Here is a 22,289-nt window from a genome sequence, read left to right as displayed (position 1 = left end):
ATTTTGTCATCAAGTTTCTAAGTGCAAACGGTGGATGCCTTGGCATCTGGAGCCGAAGAAGGACGTATAAATCTGCGATAAGCCTCGGGGAGCTGATAATAGAGCTTTGATCCGAGGATCTCCGAATGGGGAAACCCCGCCAGGCGTAGCAATACGACCTGGTGACTCCCGCCTGAATATATAGGGCGGGTAGAGGGAACGTGGGGAAGTGAAACATCTCAGTACCCACAGGAAGAGAAAGCAAAAGCGATTCCGTAAGTAGTGGCGAGCGAAACCGGAAGAGGCCAAACCGATCATGTGTGATAGCCGGCAGGCGTTGCATGGTCGGGGTTGCGGGACCTTTCAGCAGTTACTGCCGTACTGCAACAGTTACAACGCGATATAGACGAAGTGGATTGAAAGTCACGTCACAGAGGGTGCCAACCCCGTAGTCGAAATGTCGCAATGGCTGGAGAGGTATCCCAAGTATCACGGGGCCCGAGAAATCCCGTGTGAATCTGTCAGGACCACCTGATAAGCCTAAATACTCCCAGATGACCGATAGCGGACAAGTACCGTGAGGGAAAGGTGAAAAGTACCCCGGGAGGGGAGTGAAATAGTACCTGAAACCGTTTGCATACAAACCGTTGGAGCCTCCTTAGTAGGGGTGACAGCGTGCCTTTTGAAGAATGAGCCTGCGAGTTAGTGATATGTGGCGAGGTTAACCCGAGTGGGGTAGCCGTAGCGAAAGCGAGTCTGAATAGGGCGATTTAGTCGCATGTCCTAGACCCGAAGCGAAGTGATCTATCCATGGCCAGGTTGAAGCGCGTGTAAGAGCGCGTGGAGGACCGAACCCACTTCAGTTGAAAATGGAGGGGATGAGCTGTGGATAGGGGTGAAAGGCCAATCAAACTTCGTGATAGCTGGTTCTCTCCGAAATGCATTTAGGTGCAGCGTTGCGTGTTTCTTGCCGGAGGTAGAGCTACTGGATAGCCGATGGGCCCCAAAAGGTTACTGACGTTAGCCAAACTCCGAATGCCGGTAAGTGAGAGCGCAGCAGTGAGACGGTGGGGGATAAGCTTCATCGTCGAGAGGGAAACAACCCAGACTACCAACTAAGGTCCCAAAGCGTGTGCTAAGTGGGAAAGGATGTGGAGTTGCAGAGACAACCAGGAGGTTGGCTTAGAAGCAGCCACCCTTGAAAGAGTGCGTAATAGCTCACTGGTCAAGTGATTCCGCGCCGACAATGTAACGGGGCTCAAGCACACCACCGAAGTTGTAGATTTCGTGTATTAGCCAGGCGGTCTTTTGGTCGTCCAGGCGCACGGAGTGGTAGGAGAGCGTCGTGTGGCGAGTGAAGCGGCGGTGTAAACCAGCCGTGGACGCCACACGAGTGAGAATGCAGGCATGAGTAGCGAAAGACGGGTGAGAAACCCGTCCTCCGAAAGAACAAGGGTTCCAGGGCCAGGCTAATCCGCCCTGGGTAAGTCGGGACCTAAGGCGAGGCCGACAGGCGTAGTCGATGGACAACGGGTTGATATTCCCGTACTGACGAAGAACCGCCCAAGCTAATCCAGTAATGCTAAGTGTCTGAATCCCATAGATGGATCCCTTCGGGGTGAAGCGTTGGGCCTAGCACACGACCCTATGCTGGTGCGGCTAGCGTATTAACAGGTGTGACGCAGGAAGGTAGCTGAGCCGGGCGATGGTTGTCCCGGTCTAAGGATGTAGGCCGAGAGATAGGCAAATCCGTCTCTCATTAAGGCTGAGACCCGATGGGTAGCTCTTACGAGCGAAATCAGTGATCCTATGCTGCCAAGAAAAGCATCGACGCGAGGTTCAAGTCACCCGTACCCCAAACCGACTCAGGTGTTCAGGTAGAGAATACCAAGGAGATCGAGAGAATCGTGGTTAAGGAACTCGGCAAAATGCCCCCGTAACTTCGGGAGAAGGGGGGCCTGAAGCGTGAAGGGATTTACTCCTGGAGCGCCGCAAGGCCGCAGAGACCAGTGGGAAGCGACTGTTTACTAAAAACACAGGTCCGTGCCAAGTCGCAAGACGATGTATACGGACTGACGCCTGCCCGGTGCTGGAAGGTTAAGAGGAACGGTTAGCCGCAAGGCGAAGCTGAGAATTTAAGCCCCAGTAAACGGCGGTGGTAACTATAACCATCCTAAGGTAGCGAAATTCCTTGTCGGGTAAGTTCCGACCTGCACGAATGGCGTAACGACTTCCCAGCTGTCTCAACCGCGAACTCGGCGAAATTGCACTACGAGTAAAGATGCTCGTTACGCGCAGAAGGACGGAAAGACCCCGTGACCTTTACTACAGCTTGGTATTGGTGTTCGGAGTGGCTTGTGTAGGATAGGTGGGAGACTGTGAAGCTTGGACGCTAGTTCAGGTGGAGTCATTGTTGAAATACCACTCTGGTCACTTTGGATATCTAACTACGAACCGTAATCCGGTTCTGGGACAGTGCCTGGTGGGTAGTTTAACTGGGGCGGTTGCCTCCTAAAAAGTAACGGAGGCGCCCAAAGGTTCCCTCAACCTGGTTGGCAATCAGGTGTCGAGTGTAAGTGCACAAGGGAGCTTGACTGTGAGACTGACAAGTCGAGCAGGGACGAAAGTCGGGACTAGTGATCCGGCAGTGGCTTGTGGAAGCGCTGTCGCTCAACGGATAAAAGGTACCTCGGGGATAACAGGCTGATCTTGCCCAAGAGTCCATATCGACGGCATGGTTTGGCACCTCGATGTCGGCTCGTCGCATCCTGGGGCTGGAGTAGGTCCCAAGGGTTGGGCTGTTCGCCCATTAAAGCGGTACGCGAGCTGGGTTTAGAACGTCGTGAGACAGTTCGGTCCCTATCCTCTGCGCGCGCAGGAAATTTGAGAAGATCTATCCCTAGTACGAGAGGACCGGGATGGACGAACCTCTGGTGTGTCAGTTGTTCCGCCAGGAGCACCGCTGATTAGCTACGTTCGGAATGGATAACCGCTGAAAGCATCTAAGCGGGAAGCCAGCTTCAAGATGAGATTTCCATCCCTTAGGGGGAGAGGCTCCCGGCTAGACTACCGGGTTGATAGGCAGGATGTGGAAGTGCGGACTAAAGACGCATGGAGCTGACCTGTACTAATAAGCCGATAACTTGATAACACTTTTGCTCGCGTCCACTTTGTGGTTCCCGATTTACGGTCGGGGATCATCCCAGAATTCTGGTTCTTTTGAACGAGGTTCTGGCTATGAACTGATACATAAATCAATAGTGTTTCGGCGGCCATAGCGAGAGGGAAACGCCCGGTTACATTCCGAACCCGGAAGCTAAGACTCTCTGCGCCGATGGTACTGCAGGGGGGACCCTGTGGGAGAGTAGGACACCGCCGGACTTCTTTGTAAGATGGCCACCCGCAAGGGTGGCCATTTTGCTTTAACCCGGTGCCGGTGGACGCCAGCGACATCGATAACAGGAGGCGCTCGTGAGCGAATCAGGAGACCGCGGCAGGCGGCCCGGCGGCAAGCCCGCAAGCGGCAGGCCCAGCAGCGGTAGACCCAGCAGCGGTAGACCCACGAGCGGGCGCCCCGAGCGCGGAACTCCGCGGGCAGGCCGCCCGGCTCAGGGTGCTGACGGACGCCCTCAGCGCTCGGGGAACGACGAGAAGCGGCTCTGGACCAGAGCGGGTGCGCCGGCGCGCGGAGACCGCTCGGCACGTGAGCGCGAGGCTCCCGTCGATCGAGACCCCTATGGAACACAGTCCGTTCGTTCGCGTCACGATGACCCCGTCATCGCGGAGGACGTGAAGCCGGGAGACCTGGATCGTGTCGCCCGCGCTCAGCTCAAAACCTTGAGTAAGGAGAATGCGGAGGGCGTGGCCAATCACCTGGTCATGGTCGCGCGCCTGATCGACAGCGATCCGCAGCTGGCGCACAAGCACGCCATCTCGGCTGCCAGACGTGCCGGACGCATCGCCGTGGTACGCGAGACGCTCGCGATCACGGCCTACACGATCGGCGATTACTCGCTGGCGCTTCGCGAATTGCGCACGTATCGCCGCATTTCCGGCAGGAACGACCAGCTTCCGATGATGGTGGACAGCGAACGCGGGCTGAATCGCCCCGACCGCGCACTCGAGCTCGGTAGGTCGGTTGAGCGCTCGACACTTCCGGTCGACGTGCAGGTGGAGCTTGCGATCGCGATGTCGGGCGCGCGTCTGGATCTCGGCCAGCCGGAACTCGCGCTCGGTGAACTCGAGATCGCACAGCTGGATCCGACGACGGCGTATTCCTATAGCCCGGGCCTCTTCGACGCCTACGCGACAGTACTCGAGGACCTCGGACGCTTGGAGGACGCAGAGCTCTGGTGGGAGCGCTCCAACCGCGCTTCCGAAGCCCTGTCGTCCGCGGCGACCGGCGACGACGATGTTGTTGAAGTAGTAGAGGAGGAAGTCGCTGACGGCGGCGCTCCGGCCGAGGCAACCGCTTCGGGGGACACGGATGTGGCCGGGCCCGACGTGGCGGCGCAGGACGGGGCGATCGAGCAGTGAGCAGCGTGCATCCGACCCCGCTCGATGGAGCCGACCTGCTGCTTGCGGACCTCGACGGAGTGATCTACAAGGGCGCGGAGGCGATCCCCTACGCGGTCGAGAGCATCAACCGCGCCGCCGAGGGCATGCGCGTGGGGTACGTGACGAATAATGCCTCGCGCACCGACGCATCCGTCGCCGAGCACCTTCGACAGCTGGGACTCGCGGTGGAGCCGAGTGACGTCGTCACCTCACCACAGGCCGCCGTACGCCTGCTGGCCGGACTCGTGCCCGAGGGCTCGACGGTTCTGACCGTCGGTGGCGAAGGCCTGACCTTTGAACTGGTGAAGGCCGGCTTCGTGCCCACGGCATCCGCCCTCGACAACCCCGCTGCGGTCATCCAGGGCTTCGCGACGGATGTGGGCTGGGAGCAGCTCGCCGAGGCGTCGTTTGCTTTGCACAGCGACGTGGAGGGTGGCGGCATCCCCTGGGTCGCCACGAACACCGACTGGACGATTCCTGTTGCGCGCGGCATAGCTCCGGGCAACGGCACCCTCGTGTCCGCTGTGCATTCTGCGGTCGGCCGGCTTCCCGTGGTGGCGGGCAAGCCGGAGGTTGCCATTTATCAGGAGGCCGTGCGGCGGTTCGATGCGTCGAGCCCGCTGTTCATCGGCGACAGGCTCGACACCGACATCCTGGGCTCGAACCGTGCAGGCATCCCCGCCGTCTTCGTGCTGACCGGCGTGGACGGTGCGAAGCAGCTGCTTGCGGCGGATGAGCGTTCGCGGCCCCGGTACATTCTCGATGACCTTCGTGGCCTTCACGAGGCGTACCCGGAGACAACTAGTGCCGATGGCCGCTTTCAGGTTGGCGGCGCGGTGGTGCGGATGCGGGAAAACCGGGTTGACCTCAAGAGCGCGGGTTCGCGTATCGATCTCGTTCGCGCTGCTACGGCCGCCATCTGGGGGTCCGGCCTGGCGATCTACGGCATCGACGTGTCGCCGGAGCTCATGGACGCTCTCGGTATCTCGCGATAACGTGCAGTCAGCGGAGCGGACGACCGGCAATGAAAGGGGAGAGCGTGGAAGAGAATGGCTCGTCGATGAACGACGGTGAACCAGAGACGAATGCGCTTCTTTCGCGCCTGCGCCTGATCGAAGATCAACCCCTCGACCAGCGTGCCGGAGCGTTCGCGCAGGTACACGATGAGTTGCAGGCCACTCTCGAAGGCGGAGACGCGCCCGCGCGCCATGCCTGAGGACGAAGACGTCACGAGTGCAGCCCCGCAGCCGCGGCTCGACGCCGCACTCGCCGAACGCGGCATCGCGCGCTCGCGCACTCATGCGGCCCGGCTGATCGCGGAAGGTGTGGTCACGATCGACGGGGTGACCGCATTTAAGGCCTCGGTGCGGGTGCGGGACGAGCAGGAACTCGCGCTGACCGCATCGGATCACTACGTCAGCCGCGCGGCTCATAAGCTCATCGCCGCGCTCGACGAGTTCGGTGTCGACCCCCGCGGACGCGTGGCCATCGACGCTGGCGCCTCGACCGGCGGGTTCAGTCAGGTGCTGCTCGAGCGCGGCGCGTCGCACGTGATCGCCATCGACGTGGGCCACGGCCAGCTGGCTTCGGAAATTCAGGACAATGGCGCGCTGACCGCTGTCGAGGGCTTCAACATCCGCGACATCACGCGGGAGTGGGTTCAGTCGCAGCTCCGAACTCCTGAATTTCCGAATCTCGTGGTGGGGGATCTGTCGTTCATCTCGCTGACTCTCGTGCTCGAGGGGTTGCGGAACGCCGTGGACCCCGGCGCGGACTTCGTGCTGCTCGTGAAGCCGCAGTTCGAGGTGGGGCGCACCGGCATTCGTGAGGGCATCGTGCACGAGCCGGGCCTGCGGGCGGACGCGATCAGCGGCGTGCTCTGGGCGGGCTGGGACCTCGGGCTGCGCACGGCGGGCGTCATGTCCTCACCAATCGCCGGAAACGCGGGAAACCTCGAGTATCTGGTCTGGATGAGCGCCGCTGTCGGTACCAATCCGACAGAATGGACTGACCGGGTGAACGCACTCGCGTACCCGACTGCACAGCGCTAGGAGCGATAGGTGGCCGCACGGCACATTCTCGTGGTGTCCCATACGGGGCGCGAGGAATCGCTGACCGCCGCCGTGCAGGTGTGCCGCCAGCTCGTTGCGGAGAACGTCGTGCCGGTGCTCAAACCGGACGAGCATGCGGACATCCTCGCCAAGGCGCCCGATCTCGACTCTCTCGCGATCCTCGGCGATCCCATCACGGTGGACGAACTCGAACTCGTCATCGTGCTGGGCGGAGACGGCACGATCCTCAGGGCCGCGGAGATGGCCCGCGGATCCTCCGCCCCCCTGCTCGGCGTCAATCTGGGCCATGTCGGTTTTCTGGCCGAGAGCGAGCGTGACAATCTCGCGGAGACCGTGCGACGCGCTCTCGCTCGCGACTACCTCGTCGAGGAGCGCATGACGCTGTCGGTGCGGGTGAAGGTCGACAACGAGGTCGTGTACGAGACCTGGGCACTCAACGAGGCCACGGTCGAGAAGGCGAGCCGCGAGCGGATGCTCGAGGTCGTGATCGAGGTCGATGGCCGGCCGCTCTCCTCCTTCGGCTGCGACGGCGTAGTCATGTCGACGCCCACCGGGTCGACCGCGTACTCGTTCTCGGCGGGTGGCCCCGTCGTCTGGCCGAGCCTCGACGCCATGCTCCTCGTGCCGCTCAGCGCGCACGCCCTGTTCGCCCGCCCGCTCGTGGTCGGGCCGGACTCGGTTTTCGCCGTCGAGGTTCTCGATCGCACCCAGGGAACGGGCGTGCTCTGGTGCGACGGCCGCAGAACCCACGAACTGGCCGCCGGCGCGCGCGTGATCGTGCGACGCTCATCCGTGCCCGTTCGGCTCGCGCGGCTACACCCGGGTCCATTCACCGACCGGCTCGTGCACAAGTTCGCGCTTCCCGTAGCCGGATGGCGGGGCCCGGAGGGTGAGGTCGCGGCGACGTGATCGAAGAGATCTCCATCCGCAACCTCGGAGTCATCGGCGAGGCGCGCCTTCCGCTCGGCCCCGGGTTTACGGCGCTCACCGGCGAGACCGGAGCCGGAAAGACCATGGTGGTCACCGCGCTCGGGCTGCTGCTGGGGGAGCGATCCGACAGTTCCGTGCTGCGTCAGGGCGAAGGTTCTGCGGTGGTCGAGGGGCACTGGCAGGTCGACGCCGACGGGCCCGTCGCCGAACGCGTGCGGGACGCCGGGGGAGAGCTCGATGAGTCCGGCACTCCCGGGCGCGCGCAGTTGATCCTCGGAAGATCCGTATCGCCCGAGGGCCGCAGCCGCGCCGTCGTGGGTGGGCGCACCGCACCGGTCGGCGTGCTGAACGAGATCGGGCAGCAACTCGTCGTCGTGCACGGGCAATCGGATCAGATCCGGCTGCGCTCCGCCACGGCACAGCGAGAGGCGCTCGACCGCTTTGCCGGCCAGGAACTCGCCACCGTGCTCGCCGACTATCAGGATGCGTACCGACGCTGGCAGTCGAACCAGGGCGAGCTCGACATCCTCGTAGCGGAGCGGGACCGTCGCTCCCGCGAGGCCGAAGACCTGCGGATCGCGATGGCCGAGATCGAGGATGCAGCGCCGCAACGTGGTGAAGACACCGAACTCGGCGAACGCGCCGAGCGCCTCGCCAACCTGGAAGACCTGCGACTCGCGGCCGCCCAGGCGCATGAACTCGTGTCCGCACAGGCAATGGACGACGTGCCGGACGTGCTGGGCATGCTGGACACCGCGAGGCGACAGCTCGAGCGGGTCGCTGACCACGATCCCGATCTCGTGCCGATCACGGAAGCGATAGCGAACGCATCCTTCGCCGTGTCCGAGGTCTCGGCGCAGCTGTCGAGCTATCTCGGGGGCCTGGACACGGATGGCGGCCGCGAACTCGAGGTGGTGCAAGAGCGCCGCGCGGAGCTCGCCGCGCTCACCCGCAAGTACGGACCAACGCTCGACGAGACGATCGACTACCTCGACACCGGCAGCGCGCGGCTGCTCGAACTCGACAACGACTCCGACCGCATCGAGTTGCTGCGTGGCGAGGTCGAGGCTGGGCTCGCCCGAGTGACGCAGCTGGCTGCAAGGCTGAGCGAACTGCGCCGCGACTACGCCATCCGCCTCTCGGAGCGCGTCACGGCCGAGCTGGGTGCTCTCGCCATGGCGGACGCTCGGCTGAGCGTCGAGGTGCAGGACCGACAGGAGTACGGTCTGAGCGGCAGGGACCAGGTGTCGATCCTGCTGCAGCCGCACTCGGGAGCGGAACCCAGGCCGCTCGGTCGGGGCGCATCCGGTGGTGAACTCTCGCGGGTCATGCTCGCGATCGAGGTAGTCATCGCGGCGAGCGACCCGGTGCCGACCTTCATCTTTGACGAGGTGGATGCTGGCGTCGGCGGTGCGTCCGCGATTGAGATCGGAAAGCGGCTGGCTCGCCTCGCGCGGACCGCCCAGGTGATCGTCGTAACTCACCTCGCGCAGGTCGCGGCCTTCTCGACCAATCACCTGCGAGTCGTCAAGGACAGCGCCGGCGCCGTCACGGCGAGTAGCGTGCAGCAGTTGCAGGGGGAGGAGCGCATCGCCGAAATGGCGAGGCTGCTCTCCGGCCTGGCCGACTCAGAGAGCGGGCTCGCCCATGCGAGGGAGCTCGTGGAGACGGCTCAGGCGCTGTCGGAATAGCCTGACTCGGCAGATCGGCGATGTCGCAGCCCGGGGCGGTGCGTCTCGCGGTGATAGGCTAAAACCCCGTGGTGGTTAATCAAAGCGCGGAGACAACAAAGCACATTTTCGTCACCGGGGGTGTTGTTTCCTCCCTCGGCAAAGGTCTGACCGCGGCTAGTCTCGGCAACCTTCTGACCGCCCGCGGGTTGCGCGTGGTTATGCAAAAGCTGGATCCGTATCTGAACGTGGATCCCGGCACCATGAACCCGTTCCAGCACGGCGAGGTCTTCGTGACCGACGACGGCGCCGAGACCGACCTCGACATCGGCCACTACGAGCGCTTCCTCGACATCAACCTGAGCCAGGCGGCGAACGTCACGACCGGCCAGATCTATTCGACGGTGATCGCCAAGGAGCGTCGCGGCGAGTATCTCGGCGACACGGTGCAGGTCATTCCGCACATCACGGACGAGATCAAGCGACGTATGCGCCTGCAGTCATACAACGACCCCAAGCCCGACGTGATCATCACCGAGATCGGTGGCACGGTCGGCGACATCGAGTCCCAGCCCTTCCTCGAGGCCGCGCGCCAGGTGCGCCACGAGATCGGTCGCGCCAATTGCTTCTTTGTGCACGTCTCGCTCGTGCCGTACCTCGGTGCTGCCGGCGAGCAGAAGACCAAGCCGACGCAGCACTCCGTGGCGGCGCTGCGCTCCATCGGTATCCAGCCGGATGCGATCGTGCTGCGTAGCGATCGCGCCGTTCCCGAGTCCATGAACCGCAAGATCGCGCTCATGTGTGACGTCGATCCGGAAGCGGTCGTGAACGCGGTCGATGTGCCGAGCATCTACGACATCCCCACCATGCTGAACGACCAGGGCCTCGACGGCTACATCATCGAGCACTTCGGGCTCGAGGCCGACGAGGTCGACTGGTCGCGGTGGTCGACCGTGCTGCAGGCGGTGCACGAGCCGAAGTACGAGGTGAACATCGGGCTCGTCGGCAAGTACATCAACCTGCCCGACGCCTACCTGTCGGTGACCGAGGCACTTCGTGCCGGCGGATTCGCGCAGCAGTCGAAGGTGAAGATCCACTGGATTCCCTCGGACGAGTGCGAGACGCCCGAGGGGGCGGCCAGGCTGCTCTCGGAACTCGACGGAATCTGCGTGCCCGGTGGGTTCGGCGTGCGCGGCATCGAGGGCAAGCTCGGCGCACTCAAGTTCGCCAGAGAGAATCAGATTCCCGTTCTTGGGCTGTGCCTGGGACTGCAGTGCATGGTTATCGAGTACGCACGCAACATCGCGGGACTCGAGGGCGCATCGTCTTCGGAGTTCGACCCGGATACCGAATTCCCCGTGATCGCCACTATGGCGGAGCAGGTGGAGATCATCGCCGGAGGTGACCTCGGTGGCACCATGCGCCTCGGCCTCTACCCGGCGAAGCTCGAGCCAGGCTCGGTCACAGCCGAGGCCTACGGAGCGAACGAGGTGTCCGAGCGTCACCGTCACCGCTACGAGGTCAACAACGCGTACCGCACTCGCATCGCGGACGCGGGACTCGTGTTCTCCGGCCTGTCGCCCGATGGCACCCTCGTGGAGAACGTCGAGCTCCCCCGCGAGGTGCACCCGTTCTACGTCGGCACTCAGGCGCATCCGGAACTCCGGTCGCGCCCGAACCGCGCACATCCGCTGTTCGCCGGTCTCATTGGCGCGGCGCTCGCCCGGCAGCAGGCCAGCCGACTGTTCGAAGTGAAGGATGCCTGAGACGGCGCCCGACGGCGCGGAGCTGCTCGACGAGCCCTTCGAGGCTCCGATCGTTTCTAGCGACGAGAAGTTCCACGGGCACGTCTGGGATGTGCGCAGGGACCGCTTCGAATACGGTCCCTCCGACGCGACCGAGACCATCACGCGCGAATACGTCGACCACACCGGTGCCGTCGCGATCCTCGCGCTCGACGACGAGGACCGGGCGATGCTCATTCGCCAGTACCGGCATCCGATTGCCACTCGTGACTGGGAGATCCCTGCGGGCCTGCTCGACGTGGAGGGCGAGAAGCCGCTCCACGCCGCCCAGCGTGAGCTCGCGGAGGAGGCCGACCTCGAGGCATCCGAGTGGGCGGTTCTCGCGGACTTCTTTACCTCTCCCGGTGGCAGCACGGAGGCGATTCGCGTCTACGTCGCTCGCGGCCTGCAGTCGACGCCGGCCTTCGAACGCACGGAGGAGGAGGCGGACCTCGAGACCCGTTGGGTGAGCCTGGAGGACATCGTCGACGCCGTGCTCGATCGACGCATCGGCAATTCGATCCTCAGCATCGCTGCGCTCGCGGCCCACACCTCGCGGGCGAGAGGGTGGTCGAGCCTCGGCGATGCAGACGCGCCCTGGCCACAGCAACCCCATCGTGGCGCACGGGGCTGAAGCCGAGATGGTCGAGGCGAGGCGGCCGACGGCACTGGAGCGATCGGTCGACCAGTATCTGCGCCATGTCGCCATCGAGCGCGGCCTCTCGGCCAACACGGTCGCCGCGTACCGCCGCGATCTTGCCGCCTACCTTGGCATCCTGGCCGCTCGCGGAATCGACTCCGCCGAAGCGATCGCTCAGGCGGATATCTCGGCCTTTGCGCAGGAGCTGAGGACTCGCGTGGACGCGCCGCTCACAGCATCCTCGATGGCGCGGATGCTGTCATCGATCCGCGGTTTCCATCGCTTTCTCCTCGACGAGGGCATCGTGCAGGAGGACGTGGCCTTAGAGGTCAAGCCACCGAAGCTCGCGAGCAGACTGCCGAAGGCCATCACCGTGGAGCAGATGGCGGCCGTGCTCGACGCCGCCGCCGGCGACGACCTCCAGTCGCTGCGGGACAGGGCACTGCTCGAACTGCTCTACGCGACGGGCGCGCGCATCTCCGAGGCCGTCGACCTCAACGTCGACGATGTGCTGAACACCGAGAGCGGTGGCGCCGGCGATGGTCTGCGCAGCGGCGATGTCGTGCGACTCTTTGGCAAGGGCGGCAAGGAACGCATCGTGCCGCTCGGCAGCTTCGCGCGGACGGCGATCGATGCCTACCTCGTGCGGGCCAGACCGAGCCTCTCGCTCCGCGGTGCGGCGACGCCGGCGCTCTTCCTCGGGTTGCGCGGCCAGCGCCTGTCGCGGCAGAACGCGTGGCTCATCATCCGGGCGCGAGCAGAGAAGGCGGGGATCGGCGTCGAGATCTCGCCGCACACCTTTCGGCACTCCTTTGCGACGCACCTGCTTGCCGGCGGAGCGGACGTGCGCGTCGTGCAGGAACTCCTCGGCCACTCCTCGGTGGCAACCACTCAGATCTACACACTGGTCACTGCGGACACCCTGCGAGACATGTACACGACGGCGCATCCGAGAGCCAGGTGAGCATTCGCGTGGCGATACGGAAACCGCGCTGTGGGCATCCCGGACCGCGGTTGCCGCACGGGTAGAATCGTGGAAATCGGCTCGGTCGGGCACTAAGAGTAAGGGAATGTCGGGATGACAGCGAAGCGGGACACCACGGCCGAACAGCTCAACGGAGTCGATGTCGTCGCGAATGGACCGACCGGTCGCCCGCTGCGTGAATTTCCCCAGCCTCCGGCGCTGAAGAGCCACGGCCCGGCACGCATCATCGCGCTCTGCAACCAAAAGGGTGGCGTCGGCAAGACCACGACCGCCATCAGTCTCGGCGCGTCTCTCGCGGGCTACGGCCGCAGAGTTCTCGCCATCGACTTCGATCCGCAGGGTGCGCTCTCCGCCGGACTCGGCGTGCCGATCCACGACGTGCCGAACATTTACGACCTCATGCTCGGCACGGTCAAAGACCCGCACGAGGCGATCCAGGCCACGACCACGCCAAACCTCGACGTGATCCCCGCGAACATCGACCTCTCGGCCGCCGAGGTGCACCTCGTCAACGAGGTCGCCCGGGAGCAGATTCTCGCGAGCGTGCTGCGCAAGGTGAGCGACGAGTACGACGTCATCCTCATCGACTGCCAGCCCTCGCTCGGCCTGCTCACGGTGAACGCGCTCACCGCGAGCCACGGCGTGCTCATCCCGCTCGAGTGTGAATTCTTCGCCCTCCGCGGCGTCGCGCTGCTCGTCGAGACGATCGACAAGGTCAAGGACCGGCTGAACCCGCGCCTCGAACTCGACGGCATCCTCGCGACCATGTATGACTCGCGCACGCTGCACTCGCGAGAGGTTCTCGAGCGCGTCGTGGAGACTTTCGGCGACCGCGTCTTCGAGACCGTCATCGGCCGCACCGTCAAGTTCCCGGATGCCAGCGTCGCCGGCGCGCCGATCACCGCCTTCGCTCCCGATCACCCCGCATCGGATGCCTACCGCCAGCTGGCCAGAGAGTTGATAGCCCGTGGCGCAGCGGCCTAGCGCCGCGGCGGTCGTGGCGGAGGCCGAGAGCGAGGCCGAGGTCTCTGGCTTCTCGGTGAGCCTGAGCAACTTCAGTGGGCCGTTCGACCTGCTTCTGTCGCTGATCGGCAAGCACGAACTCGACATCACCGAGATCTCACTCAGTCGCGTCACCGATGAATTCATTTCCTATCTGCGCAACCTGGATTCCCCGGAGGAGCTCGATCAGGCGAGCGAGTTCCTGGTGGTCGCGGCGACGCTGCTCGACCTCAAGGTCGCAGGCCTTCTGCCGCAGGGTGAACTCGTTGACGCCGAGGACGTCGCCCTGCTTGAGGCACGCGACCTTCTGTTCGCCAGGCTGCTGCAATACCGCGCCTTCAAGGAGTCGACGGCCTGGTTCAGCGAACGGTTCGACGCGGAATCGACCAGGCACGTCCGCTCCGTGCGTCTCGAGGAACGATTCCGCCAGCAGACGCCCGAGCTCGTCTGGACACTGACGGTAGACGACTTCGCGGCCATCGCGGCCCTCGCATTCGCGCCACGGGAACTGCCGACCGTGGGGCTGAACCATCTTCACGCACCCCTGGTCAGCATCCGGGAGCAGGCCGCGCACATCGTCGCCCTGCTCCGGCGCGGCGAGCCGATGACGTTCCGGCAGCTGATTGTCGGTGCCGAGCAGAAGGGTGTCGTGATCGCGCGCTTCCTCGCCGTGCTGGAGCTGTACCGCTCCGCATCTATTTCCTTCGACCAGCTCGAGCCACTCGGGGAGCTGACCGTGCGCTGGACGGCAGAGCAGTGGTCGGAAGAGAGCCTCGCCAACCTGGGAGCCGATTATGACAACTGATGAGATCACCGCGACACCGCTCGACCTCGATCGCAGCCTCGAAGCGATTTTCATGGTGGCCGACGAACCGCAGAGTGTCGTGGCGCTGGCGAGCTCGCTCGGCGTTCCGGTGCACTCAGTGCACGAGTCGATCGCACGCCTCGTGGCCGACTTCGATGGGGACGGCGGCGGTGCACGCCGAGGCTTCGAGCTTCGGGAGGTCGGCGGCGGCTGGCGCATCTACGTGCGCGGAGAGTTCGATGAGGTCGTTCGCGATTTCGTGCTCACCCAGAACCCGACGAAGCTGTCGCAGGCGGCCCTGGAGACACTTGCGGTCATCGCCTATAAGCAGCCGATCAGCCGCGGTGCGATCGCGTCGATCCGTGCGGTGAACGTCGACTCTGTGGTGCGCACGCTGCTCGGCCGTGGCCTGATCACGGAGGCATTCACCGACAGCGAGACGGGTGCGATCCACTATGAGACGACCGAGCTGCTGATGACGCAGCTCGGCATCAATTCGATCGATGAGCTGCCCAGGATTTCGCCGCTTCTCGCGGACGGTTCGGAGGGCTTCGATGACATCCGATAGCGAGGGCGTGCGGCTGCAGAAGCTCATGGCCGCGGCGGGCGTTGCCTCCAGACGCGTCTCCGAGGACCTCATCGCCGCTGGTCGGGTCGAGGTCAACGGCGAGGTCGTGATCGAGCCGGGTCGTCGGGTTACCGAGAGCGACCGAGTCTCCGTGGATGGCGTCGCGATTCAGCTCGACACCTCGCGGCGCTACTTGATGCTGAACAAACCCGTGGGCATCGTCAGCTCGCTGCAGGATGAGCGGGGTCGCCCGGATCTCCGCCGGTTCGTCTCGCAATTCGAGGAACGCCTGTTCAATGTGGGGCGCCTCGACGCGCAGACCTCGGGGCTGCTGATTCTCACCAACGATGGCGAACTCGCCCACGTGCTCGCGCATCCGTCGTTCGGGGTGATGAAGACGTACATCGCCAAGGTGCAGGGTCGGGTTTCGCCACAGACGATCGCGAGGTTGACGGCCGGCGTCGAGCTTGACGATGGGCCCATCGCGGCGGACAGGGCACGCATCGTAGGGCACGCCTCCGATCGCGAAACGATGGTGGAGGTCACGCTGCACTCCGGCCGCAATCGCATCGTTCGACGGATGCTCGACGAGGTCGGTCACCCCGTGGTCGACCTGGTGCGGCGCCAGTTCGGTCCGCTGCATCTCGGCACGCTTGCGCAGGGCGAGCTGCGCGATCTGACCAAGGCCGAGCTCGGCGAGCTGCTGACGATTTCGCGCAATGCGAAGGGCCAAGGCGCGGTCCCTGAGCCTGAGACGGTCGCTGAGCCTGTTGAAGGGCGGGGCGCTTCGCTCCCGACCGGCGCGGCCGCCCGATTCTCCGAATCGTCCGGAACCGGCGGCGTGGGCCCAGGCTCAGCGACCGGTCGCGGCTCAGCGGACGAACGAGAGGGCACGCAGTGAGTGGCAGCAGACTGGTCGGCCAGGTCAGGGTCGTGGGCGCGGGGCTCCTCGGCGCGAGCATCGGTCTGGGCCTGCGCGCGAAGGGCGTGGATGTCGTGCTTCACGACTCCTCGCCGGCGAACCTCAACCTCGCGATCGACTACGGCGCGGGCAGGGCCGAGCGCGACACCGATCTTCCTGCCCTCGTCGTGGTTGCGGTGCCACCCGACCTCATCGCCACGGTGGTCGCCGCCGAGCTCGAACGCTACCCGAACGCGCTCGTCACCGATGTCGCGAGCGTGAAGGCTGGGCCGCTGACCGAACTGCGGACGCTGGGCGCCGACATCAGCAGGTATGTGGGGTCGCATCCGCTTGCCGGTCGTGAGCGCGGGGGAGCGATTTCGGCGCGCGCGGACCTGTTCATCGGTCGACCCTGGGTGGTGGTGCCGCACGAGGGAGTGTCGACCGGGCAGAGGCGCATCGTCGAGGACCTCGTTCTCGATCTCGGGGCGGTGCCCGTGGAGATGGCGGCGGAGGAACACGATCGCAGTGTTGCGCTCGTCTCGCACGTGCCTCAGCTCGTCGCGTCGTTGCTCGCGAAACGCCTGATCGGTTCGAGTGAGGCCGCGGTGGGCCTCAGCGGACAGGGACTGCGAGACACCACGCGCATCGCCGGCAGCAACCCGGAGCTGTGGGTGCAGATCCTCGGATCGAACGCGGAATCGGTCGCGAGCATCCTCACGGCGTACCGTGACGATCTCGACGCGCTGCTCGGCATCCTGGCGAACCCGACGGCGCCCGGCGCCCGACGAGCCCTGGCCGAAACCCTCGCGGCCGGTAACGCCGGTGTCGCACGCATCCCGGGAAAGCACGGCCAGGATCGTCGGTTCAGCCAGCTCGTGGTGCTCGTCGATGACGTGCCAGGCGAACTGGCCCGCCTGCTCACCGAGATCGGTGAGGCGGGAGTCAACATGGAGGACCTGCGGCTGGAGCATTCGCCCGGCGCGCAGGTGGGCCTCGCCGAGATCTCGGTCGTGCCGGAGGTGGAGCGGCAACTGGTCGCCGAGCTCGAGAAACGTGGCTGGAGAATAGCGGAGGCGTGGCAGTGACGAGGATCGTGGTGGCCGTGGACGGGCCGGCAGGAAGTGGTAAGTCGAGCGTGAGCAAGGCTGCCGCGCGCGCCCTCGGCTTCGACTACCAGGACACCGGCGCCGCCTACCGGGCGCTCTCGTGGTACGCACTCGAGCGCGGCATCGATGTCGAGAACGCGGATGCGGTGGCCGCGTTGCTCGACGGCTTCGACTACGCGATCGGCGTCGACCCCGACTGCTACTTCGTGCGGGTGGGCGATACGGATGTGACCGAGGCGATCCGTGATCCTCGCGTTTCGACCGTGGTGAGTGCGATCGCCAGGGTGCCCGCGGTGCGCGCGCGCCTCACCTTGCTCTTCCGCAAGATCATCGCGAGCGGCTCGAAGCCGGGCGTGATTACGGAGGGCCGCGACATCACGACGGTGGTCGCTCCGGATGCCGATGTGCGGATTCTGCTGACCGCATCCGAAGAAGCTAGAATGGCTAGGCGTTCCGCCGAAGTTACGGGGCAATCCGCCCAGCTCGTCGGTCAGCAACTCAGCGCCAGGGACGCGCAGGATTCCCGCGTCGTTGACTTTCTCAACGCCGCCGAGGGTGTCACCACCCTCGATTCGACCCTTCTCGATTTCGACCAGACCGTCGCGGCGGTCGTCGACCTAGTGCACGAGAAAACAGGAGTCGAGTAGCGCGCAGCGCATCGAGACCACTTTAAGGACACACCATGGCCGAGAACATCGACGACGACAACTTTCCCGAACTCGACCCGCAGCTGGTCGAGAAACTGGGGGCGATCGACGAGGCGGATGCCGCGCAGCGTGCGAGCGCACTTCGCCAGGGCCTCAGCGACTACGAGCTCGATGAGGAAGACCTCGAACTCCTCGACGCCGCCACGGATGACCCGGACGCGATCGTCTACCTGCCGGCGCTGCCGGTGCTCGCGATCGTGGGCCGGCCGAACGTGGGCAAGTCCGCGCTCGTGAACCGCATCCTGGGCCGCCGCGAGGCGGTCGTGCAAGACACGCCCGGCGTCACCCGCGACCGCGTGACCTATAAGGCGGAGTGGAACGAGCGCCGCTTCACGCTGGTCGACACCGGCGGCTGGGAGCCGGACGCCAAGGGCATCAACGCGTCCGTTGCCGCCCAGGCCGAGATCGCCATCGACCTCGCCGACGCCGTGCTCTTCGTGGTGGACGCCAACGTCGGTGCGACCTCAACTGACGAGCATGTTGTGCGGATGCTGCGCGCAACGAAGAAGCCCGTCATCCTGGCCGCGAACAAGGTCGACGACGTGCGGCAGGAGCCCGAGGCGGCAGCACTCTGGAGCCTCGGTCTCGGTAACCCGTGGCCGGTCTCGGCCGTACACGGCAGGGGAGTGGCCGACCTGCTCGACCACGTTCTCACGATCCTCCCGGAGATCTCCGCGGTGGCGAAGGAAGAGGTGGGCGGCCCGCGTCGCGTCGCCATTCTCGGTCGCCCGAACGTGGGCAAGTCCTCGCTCCTCAACCGCGCCGCCGGCGAGGAGCGCGTGGTGGTCAACGATCTCGCGGGCACGACCCGCGATCCGGTCGACGAGCAGGTGGAGATTGCAGGCAAGGTGTGGCGCTTCGTCGACACCGCCGGCATCCGCCGTCGCATGAATCTCGCCCAGGGCGCCGACTTCTACGCATCGCTGCGCACGAGCGCGGCGCTGGAGAAGGCGGAGGTCGCGGTCGTCATGATCGACGTGAGCGAGGTGATCAGCGAACAGGATGTGCGCATCATCGACCTCGTGCTCGAGTCCGGTCGCGCGCTCGTGCTGGCCTTCAACAAGTGGGACCTCCTCGACGACGATCGCCGCCGGTATCTCGAGCGCGAGATCGAACAGGACCTCGCGCACGTCGCCTGGGCGCCGCGCGTCAACATCTCGGCCCGCACCGGCAGGCACATGGAGAAGCTGGTTCCCGCCCTCGAGCTCGCGCTGCAGTCATGGGACACCCGCATTCCGACGGGCAAGTTCAACGCGTTGCTCGCCGAACTCACCGCCGAGCACCCGCATCCCGTTCGCGGTGGCAAGCAGCCGCGCATCCTGTTCGGCACTCAGGCCTCGACGAGGCCGCCGACGTTCGTGCTGTTCACGACCGGATTCCTCGACCCGCAGTACCGCAGGTTCATCACGCGACGGTTGCGTGAGATCTTCGGCTTCGAGGGCAGCCCGATCAACGTGAACATGCGCGTGCGCGAGCGTCGCAAGCGCACCTAACTCCCGTCGCTACGTCGGTCGAGTAGCGAGGAACGAGCGTATCGAGACCCTCCCGCAGGTCGAGCTTGTCGAGACCTCCTCGCCGCGCTACCCGTGACTCCGCATCCTCCGCGAACTACGCTTGTCCGCAAGCAAAGGAGCTTGCGCATGACGACCACGATCACCCCGTTCCTCTGGTTCGATGACCAGGCAGAACAGGCGGCTGCTCTGTACACCTCGATTTTCAACGGCAGGATCGTGGGAGAGCACCGCTGGGGCGCCGGTGGACCCGCACCCGAGGGGAGCCTCATGTCCGTGACCTTCGACCTTGCCGGATGCCGGTACGAGGCTTTCAATGGCGGCCCCGGACATCCGTTCCACGATTCCTTCTCAATCTCAGTGACCGTCGACACCCAGAAAGAGGTGGATGACGCGTGGGATCGCCTGCTTGAGGGCGGCGGTCAACCCGTGGCGTGCGGCTGGCTCATCGACCGCTTCGGACTCTCGTGGCAGATCGTGCCGAAGGCGCTCGGCGAATTGCTCTCTGATCCTGACCCTGAGCGCTCTTCGCGCGCGATGCAGGCGATGCTTCGCATGGTCAAGATCGACGAGGCTGCTCTTCGCGCGGCTGCCGACGGCGCCGACCTCGCTCCCTGAGGTCGGTCTCGTTCCCTGCGGTCGGTCTCGTCCCCTGAGTTCGTCGAAGGGCACCGCGTCGTTCCCTGAGCTTGTCGAAGGGACCCTTCCGCACCCGTTACTATTAGGAGGTTGCTCGCGCGGAAACGTGCGGGCCAGCGGGCTGTAGCGCAGCTTGGTAGCGCACCTGACTGGGGGTCAGGGGGTCGCAGGTTCAAATCCTGTCAGCCCGACCGAAGGGTCGTACCAATAACCAAGCACTGGATCCCTCTCGGCTGATGTCGGGAGGGATTCTGTCGTCACTGGGGGCGCGTGACGTTCACCGTCCTTGAACCGTGCCGTCGCGGCGTCTGCCAAGACCGTCAGGGTTGTGAAAGCATGCACGACTCAGCGTTGCAAACGGCCTCAGACCGGGTAGTCAACGGGGCCGTGAACCTAGTGCCAGGTCACCGAGAACGGCCGAAAGGTCCAGCTCAACCTGTGCTAACCGTTCACGCATTTCCTCCCTTATGCTGACGAGATGCCAGACCGGGAACGGGCCGCCGTCGTATTCGACCCCGTCACAGCCGAGTCTCGATGCCGGTCCGCAGAGCGCGTTTCCAATATTCTGATGGGCGATGACCTCGAGGAAGGGGGCGCCCAGTGAGCGAGACCGCTAAGCGAGGGGCCACGAAGGCCGAGAACAGTGCGTTCCTTCGTGGTGCTGCTCGAGCCGGATATGCGGTGAACGGGATCGTGCACGGACTGATCGGGCTCACGGCCGTGAGCGTTGCCCTGGGCGTAGGGGGAGAAGCAGACCAATCCGGCGCCCTGAGTGAACTCGCACAGGCACCAGCCGGCATGCTTCTCCTCTGGGTTATTACCATCGCCCTGTTTGCGCTCGGTGTGTGGCAGGTGCTTCATTCGGCACTGACGTGGTCATCTGACACCAAACGAAAGTGGCTCGGTCGACTGGCCGGGATGGGCAAATCCCTGGCCTATTTCTTCGTGGGCGCGACCGCTCTAATCTTCGCTCGAGGGTCATCGACCAGCAACGCAAAATCCTCCCGGTCGCTCTCCGCGCAACTCATGACGACGCCGGGCGGCGAATTCATCATCATTGTCATCGGCGTCGTCGCCTTTGCCATCGGAGTGGGACTCATCGTGCGCGGCCTGAGCAGACGATTTCTGGAGAGAATCGAGCTCCCACGCGGGAGCCTTAGACGACCAGTGATCGCCCTCGGAGTCATCGGTTACACCCTGGAAGGCGTGGCACTGTGCGCGGTCGGCGTCTTGTTCTGGATCGCCGCGGCCACGGTCGACCCGAATAAGGCTGGCGGACTCGATGGCGCACTCAAGGCGCTTATTGCACTCCCGTTCGGCGAACTCATCGTCTTCATCATCGGTGCGGGTTTCATTGCCTTCGGGCTCTACAACGAGTTCCGCGCTCGGTTCGCTCGATTGTGACTGCGGAAAGTCGGCGAGGCGAAGCTAGGTTAGCCGGAAGAACTGAAGACCTGTGAAGTGAGGGCGAAGTACATGCGGCTGACTGATAAACATTCCTGGCGATCCAAATTCGTGACGGAGGAGCGGTATGTAAGCGCTGTCGCACGGCGCTGGCTTTACGTGAGCGCTGCCATTCTCGTTGCGCTCGGGGCGGTGTGCTTCACCATCGTCCTAACGGGAGTTCTCACCCATTCGGGTCTAGCCGACTGGGACAAGCCCGTGGCGCGGTGGATGGACGCTCACCGCTCGCCAGGTGTTACTGCCGTCATGATCGTGCTGACGATCGTCTTCGGACCGGTGTTGCTTCCGATCATCATCTTCATCATCACCGCTGTCTGGTTCATCTTTGCCACACACGCGTGGCGTCCTCTTCTCCTCGCCGGGGCGATGATCACGGGCGTCATCATCGCCACCACGCTCGCGCAGATTGTGCACCGCATAAGACCGCCGGCGGACTTCATGCTCATCGGGCACGACACCACGTTCTCCTTCCCGTCCGGCCATGTGCTCGGGGCAAGTGACTTCCTCATCCTCATGGCCTTTCTCATCGTCTCCCGCCGCCCCAAGGCCTGGGGTGCGGCACTCGGGTTAGGAATTGCCTGGCTGGGAGTGCTCGCCGAAATGTTCAGCAGGATGTATCTCGGCTACCACTGGCTCACCGACACGTTCGCGTCCCTGTCGATTTCCATGATCATCGTGGGTGCCGTGATCGCTATCGATACTCGGCGCACAACACGTCTGCGTGGTGAAGACGTTCATGGTCCGCTGTCGCAAGCTCAGCGGGACGGCACCTGATGCGTCGGGTGCGCGATGACCCTGGGAGCTGGTTTCTGAGTCGCGCCGAGCGGGGAAATCTGGCCACAGATGTCCATGCTGGTGGCGGGGCGCCGTCCTGGTCAGAGGGGAATCTCGTGCGGCCTCTCATCCATGGAGCGACCTACTTCGCCCGACTCCACGAGGAACTGACGGCTCTGCGCGCGGGAGACC

The 22,289-nt window shown here is 64.4% G+C and carries 18 protein-coding genes, 1 tRNA gene, 2 rRNA genes and 1 pseudogene; all 22 read left to right on the top strand.

The window, feature by feature from the left end; translation table 11 throughout:
• Positions 1-7: 7 nt before the first annotated feature.
• The 22 genes and pseudogenes from ABUA37_RS06265 to ABUA37_RS06160 all read left to right on the top strand — a co-directional run bounded on the left by ABUA37_RS06265 (position 8) and on the right by ABUA37_RS06160 (position 22,097).
• Positions 8-3,130: ribosomal RNA gene (locus tag ABUA37_RS06265) — 23S ribosomal RNA — on the top strand.
• A 113-nt stretch (positions 3,131-3,243) separates the two neighbouring features.
• A 5S ribosomal RNA gene (gene rrf, locus ABUA37_RS06260) occupies positions 3,244-3,360 on the top strand.
• 90 nt (positions 3,361-3,450) lie between these two features.
• On the top strand, positions 3,451-4,515 hold the full coding sequence (locus tag ABUA37_RS06255) for a hypothetical protein (protein ID WP_349898268.1): 1,065 nt from the start codon (positions 3,451-3,453) through the stop codon (positions 4,513-4,515).
• On the top strand, positions 4,512-5,531 hold the full coding sequence (locus tag ABUA37_RS06250; protein ID WP_349898267.1) for an HAD-IIA family hydrolase: 1,020 nt from the start codon (positions 4,512-4,514) through the stop codon (positions 5,529-5,531). The genes ABUA37_RS06255 and ABUA37_RS06250 overlap by 4 nt, the downstream gene beginning before the upstream one ends.
• Before the next feature lie 44 nt (positions 5,532-5,575).
• Complete coding sequence (locus ABUA37_RS06245; RefSeq protein ID WP_349898266.1) at positions 5,576-5,752, top strand: hypothetical protein; 177 nt, start codon at positions 5,576-5,578, stop codon at positions 5,750-5,752.
• The gene (locus tag ABUA37_RS06240; protein ID WP_349898265.1) at positions 5,745-6,587 is read left to right on the top strand and encodes a TlyA family RNA methyltransferase; all 843 of its coding nucleotides are present in this window, start codon (positions 5,745-5,747) and stop codon (positions 6,585-6,587) included. The genes ABUA37_RS06245 and ABUA37_RS06240 overlap by 8 nt, the downstream gene beginning before the upstream one ends.
• 9 nt (positions 6,588-6,596) lie before the next feature.
• Entirely contained in the window at positions 6,597-7,517 is a 921-nt protein-coding gene (locus tag ABUA37_RS06235; protein ID WP_349898264.1) for an NAD kinase, read from the top strand.
• Positions 7,514-9,229 carry a DNA repair protein RecN gene (gene recN / locus ABUA37_RS06230; protein WP_349898263.1) on the top strand — a complete coding sequence of 572 codons (1,716 nt, stop codon included), beginning with the start codon at positions 7,514-7,516 and terminating at the stop codon, positions 9,227-9,229. Before ABUA37_RS06235 ends, recN begins: the two co-directional genes overlap by 4 nt.
• Before the next feature lie 68 nt (positions 9,230-9,297).
• The gene (locus ABUA37_RS06225; RefSeq protein WP_349898262.1) at positions 9,298-10,974 is read left to right on the top strand and encodes a CTP synthase; all 1,677 of its coding nucleotides are present in this window, start codon (positions 9,298-9,300) and stop codon (positions 10,972-10,974) included.
• Positions 10,967-11,626 (top strand): NUDIX hydrolase, encoded by a 660-nt coding sequence (locus ABUA37_RS06220; protein ID WP_349898261.1) that lies wholly within the window; start codon positions 10,967-10,969, stop codon positions 11,624-11,626. Before ABUA37_RS06225 ends, ABUA37_RS06220 begins: the two co-directional genes overlap by 8 nt.
• Positions 11,627-11,633: 7 nt before the next feature.
• A complete protein-coding gene (gene xerD, locus ABUA37_RS06215; protein WP_349898641.1) occupies positions 11,634-12,596 on the top strand; it encodes a site-specific tyrosine recombinase XerD in 963 nt (320 codons plus the stop codon).
• Between the two features lie 114 nt (positions 12,597-12,710).
• The gene (locus tag ABUA37_RS06210) at positions 12,711-13,601 is read left to right on the top strand and encodes a ParA family protein (RefSeq protein ID WP_349898260.1); all 891 of its coding nucleotides are present in this window, start codon (positions 12,711-12,713) and stop codon (positions 13,599-13,601) included.
• A 13-nt stretch (positions 13,602-13,614) separates the two neighbouring features.
• Positions 13,615-14,424 (top strand): segregation and condensation protein A, encoded by an 810-nt coding sequence (locus tag ABUA37_RS06205; protein WP_349898640.1) that lies wholly within the window; start codon positions 13,615-13,617, stop codon positions 14,422-14,424.
• Complete coding sequence (gene scpB / locus ABUA37_RS06200) at positions 14,414-14,992, top strand: SMC-Scp complex subunit ScpB (protein WP_349898259.1); 579 nt, start codon at positions 14,414-14,416, stop codon at positions 14,990-14,992. Before ABUA37_RS06205 ends, scpB begins: the two co-directional genes overlap by 11 nt.
• Positions 14,979-15,737, top strand: a pseudogene (locus ABUA37_RS06195) (pseudouridine synthase); the annotation flags it as partial. The gene scpB and the pseudogene ABUA37_RS06195, both read left to right, overlap by 14 nt.
• Positions 15,738-15,889: 152 nt before the next feature.
• On the top strand, positions 15,890-16,981 hold the full coding sequence (locus ABUA37_RS06190; protein WP_349898258.1) for a prephenate dehydrogenase: 1,092 nt from the start codon (positions 15,890-15,892) through the stop codon (positions 16,979-16,981).
• Entirely contained in the window at positions 16,972-17,649 is a 678-nt protein-coding gene (cmk, locus tag ABUA37_RS06185; protein ID WP_349898257.1) for a (d)CMP kinase, read from the top strand. Before ABUA37_RS06190 ends, cmk begins: the two co-directional genes overlap by 10 nt.
• 35 nt (positions 17,650-17,684) lie before the next feature.
• Positions 17,685-19,202 (top strand): ribosome biogenesis GTPase Der, encoded by a 1,518-nt coding sequence (gene der / locus ABUA37_RS06180; RefSeq protein ID WP_349898256.1) that lies wholly within the window; start codon positions 17,685-17,687, stop codon positions 19,200-19,202.
• Positions 19,203-19,349: 147 nt separating this feature from the next.
• Positions 19,350-19,838 carry a VOC family protein gene (locus tag ABUA37_RS06175; RefSeq protein ID WP_349898255.1) on the top strand — a complete coding sequence of 163 codons (489 nt, stop codon included), beginning with the start codon at positions 19,350-19,352 and terminating at the stop codon, positions 19,836-19,838.
• 138 nt (positions 19,839-19,976) lie between these two features.
• Positions 19,977-20,050: transfer RNA gene (locus tag ABUA37_RS06170), tRNA-Pro, on the top strand.
• 409 nt (positions 20,051-20,459) lie between these two features.
• Positions 20,460-21,263 (top strand): DUF1206 domain-containing protein, encoded by an 804-nt coding sequence (locus tag ABUA37_RS06165; protein WP_349898254.1) that lies wholly within the window; start codon positions 20,460-20,462, stop codon positions 21,261-21,263.
• A 159-nt stretch (positions 21,264-21,422) separates the two neighbouring features.
• Entirely contained in the window at positions 21,423-22,097 is a 675-nt protein-coding gene (locus tag ABUA37_RS06160; RefSeq protein ID WP_349898253.1) for a phosphatase PAP2 family protein, read from the top strand.
• Positions 22,098-22,289 lie beyond the last annotated feature (192 nt).

The sequence above is a fragment of the Parafrigoribacterium soli genome, assembly GCF_040227235.1.
Lineage (GTDB): Bacteria > Actinomycetota > Actinomycetes > Actinomycetales > Microbacteriaceae > Parafrigoribacterium_A > Parafrigoribacterium_A soli.
Note: the sequence above shows the minus strand (reverse complement) of the source record. Positions and strands in the feature narration are given on the sequence as shown.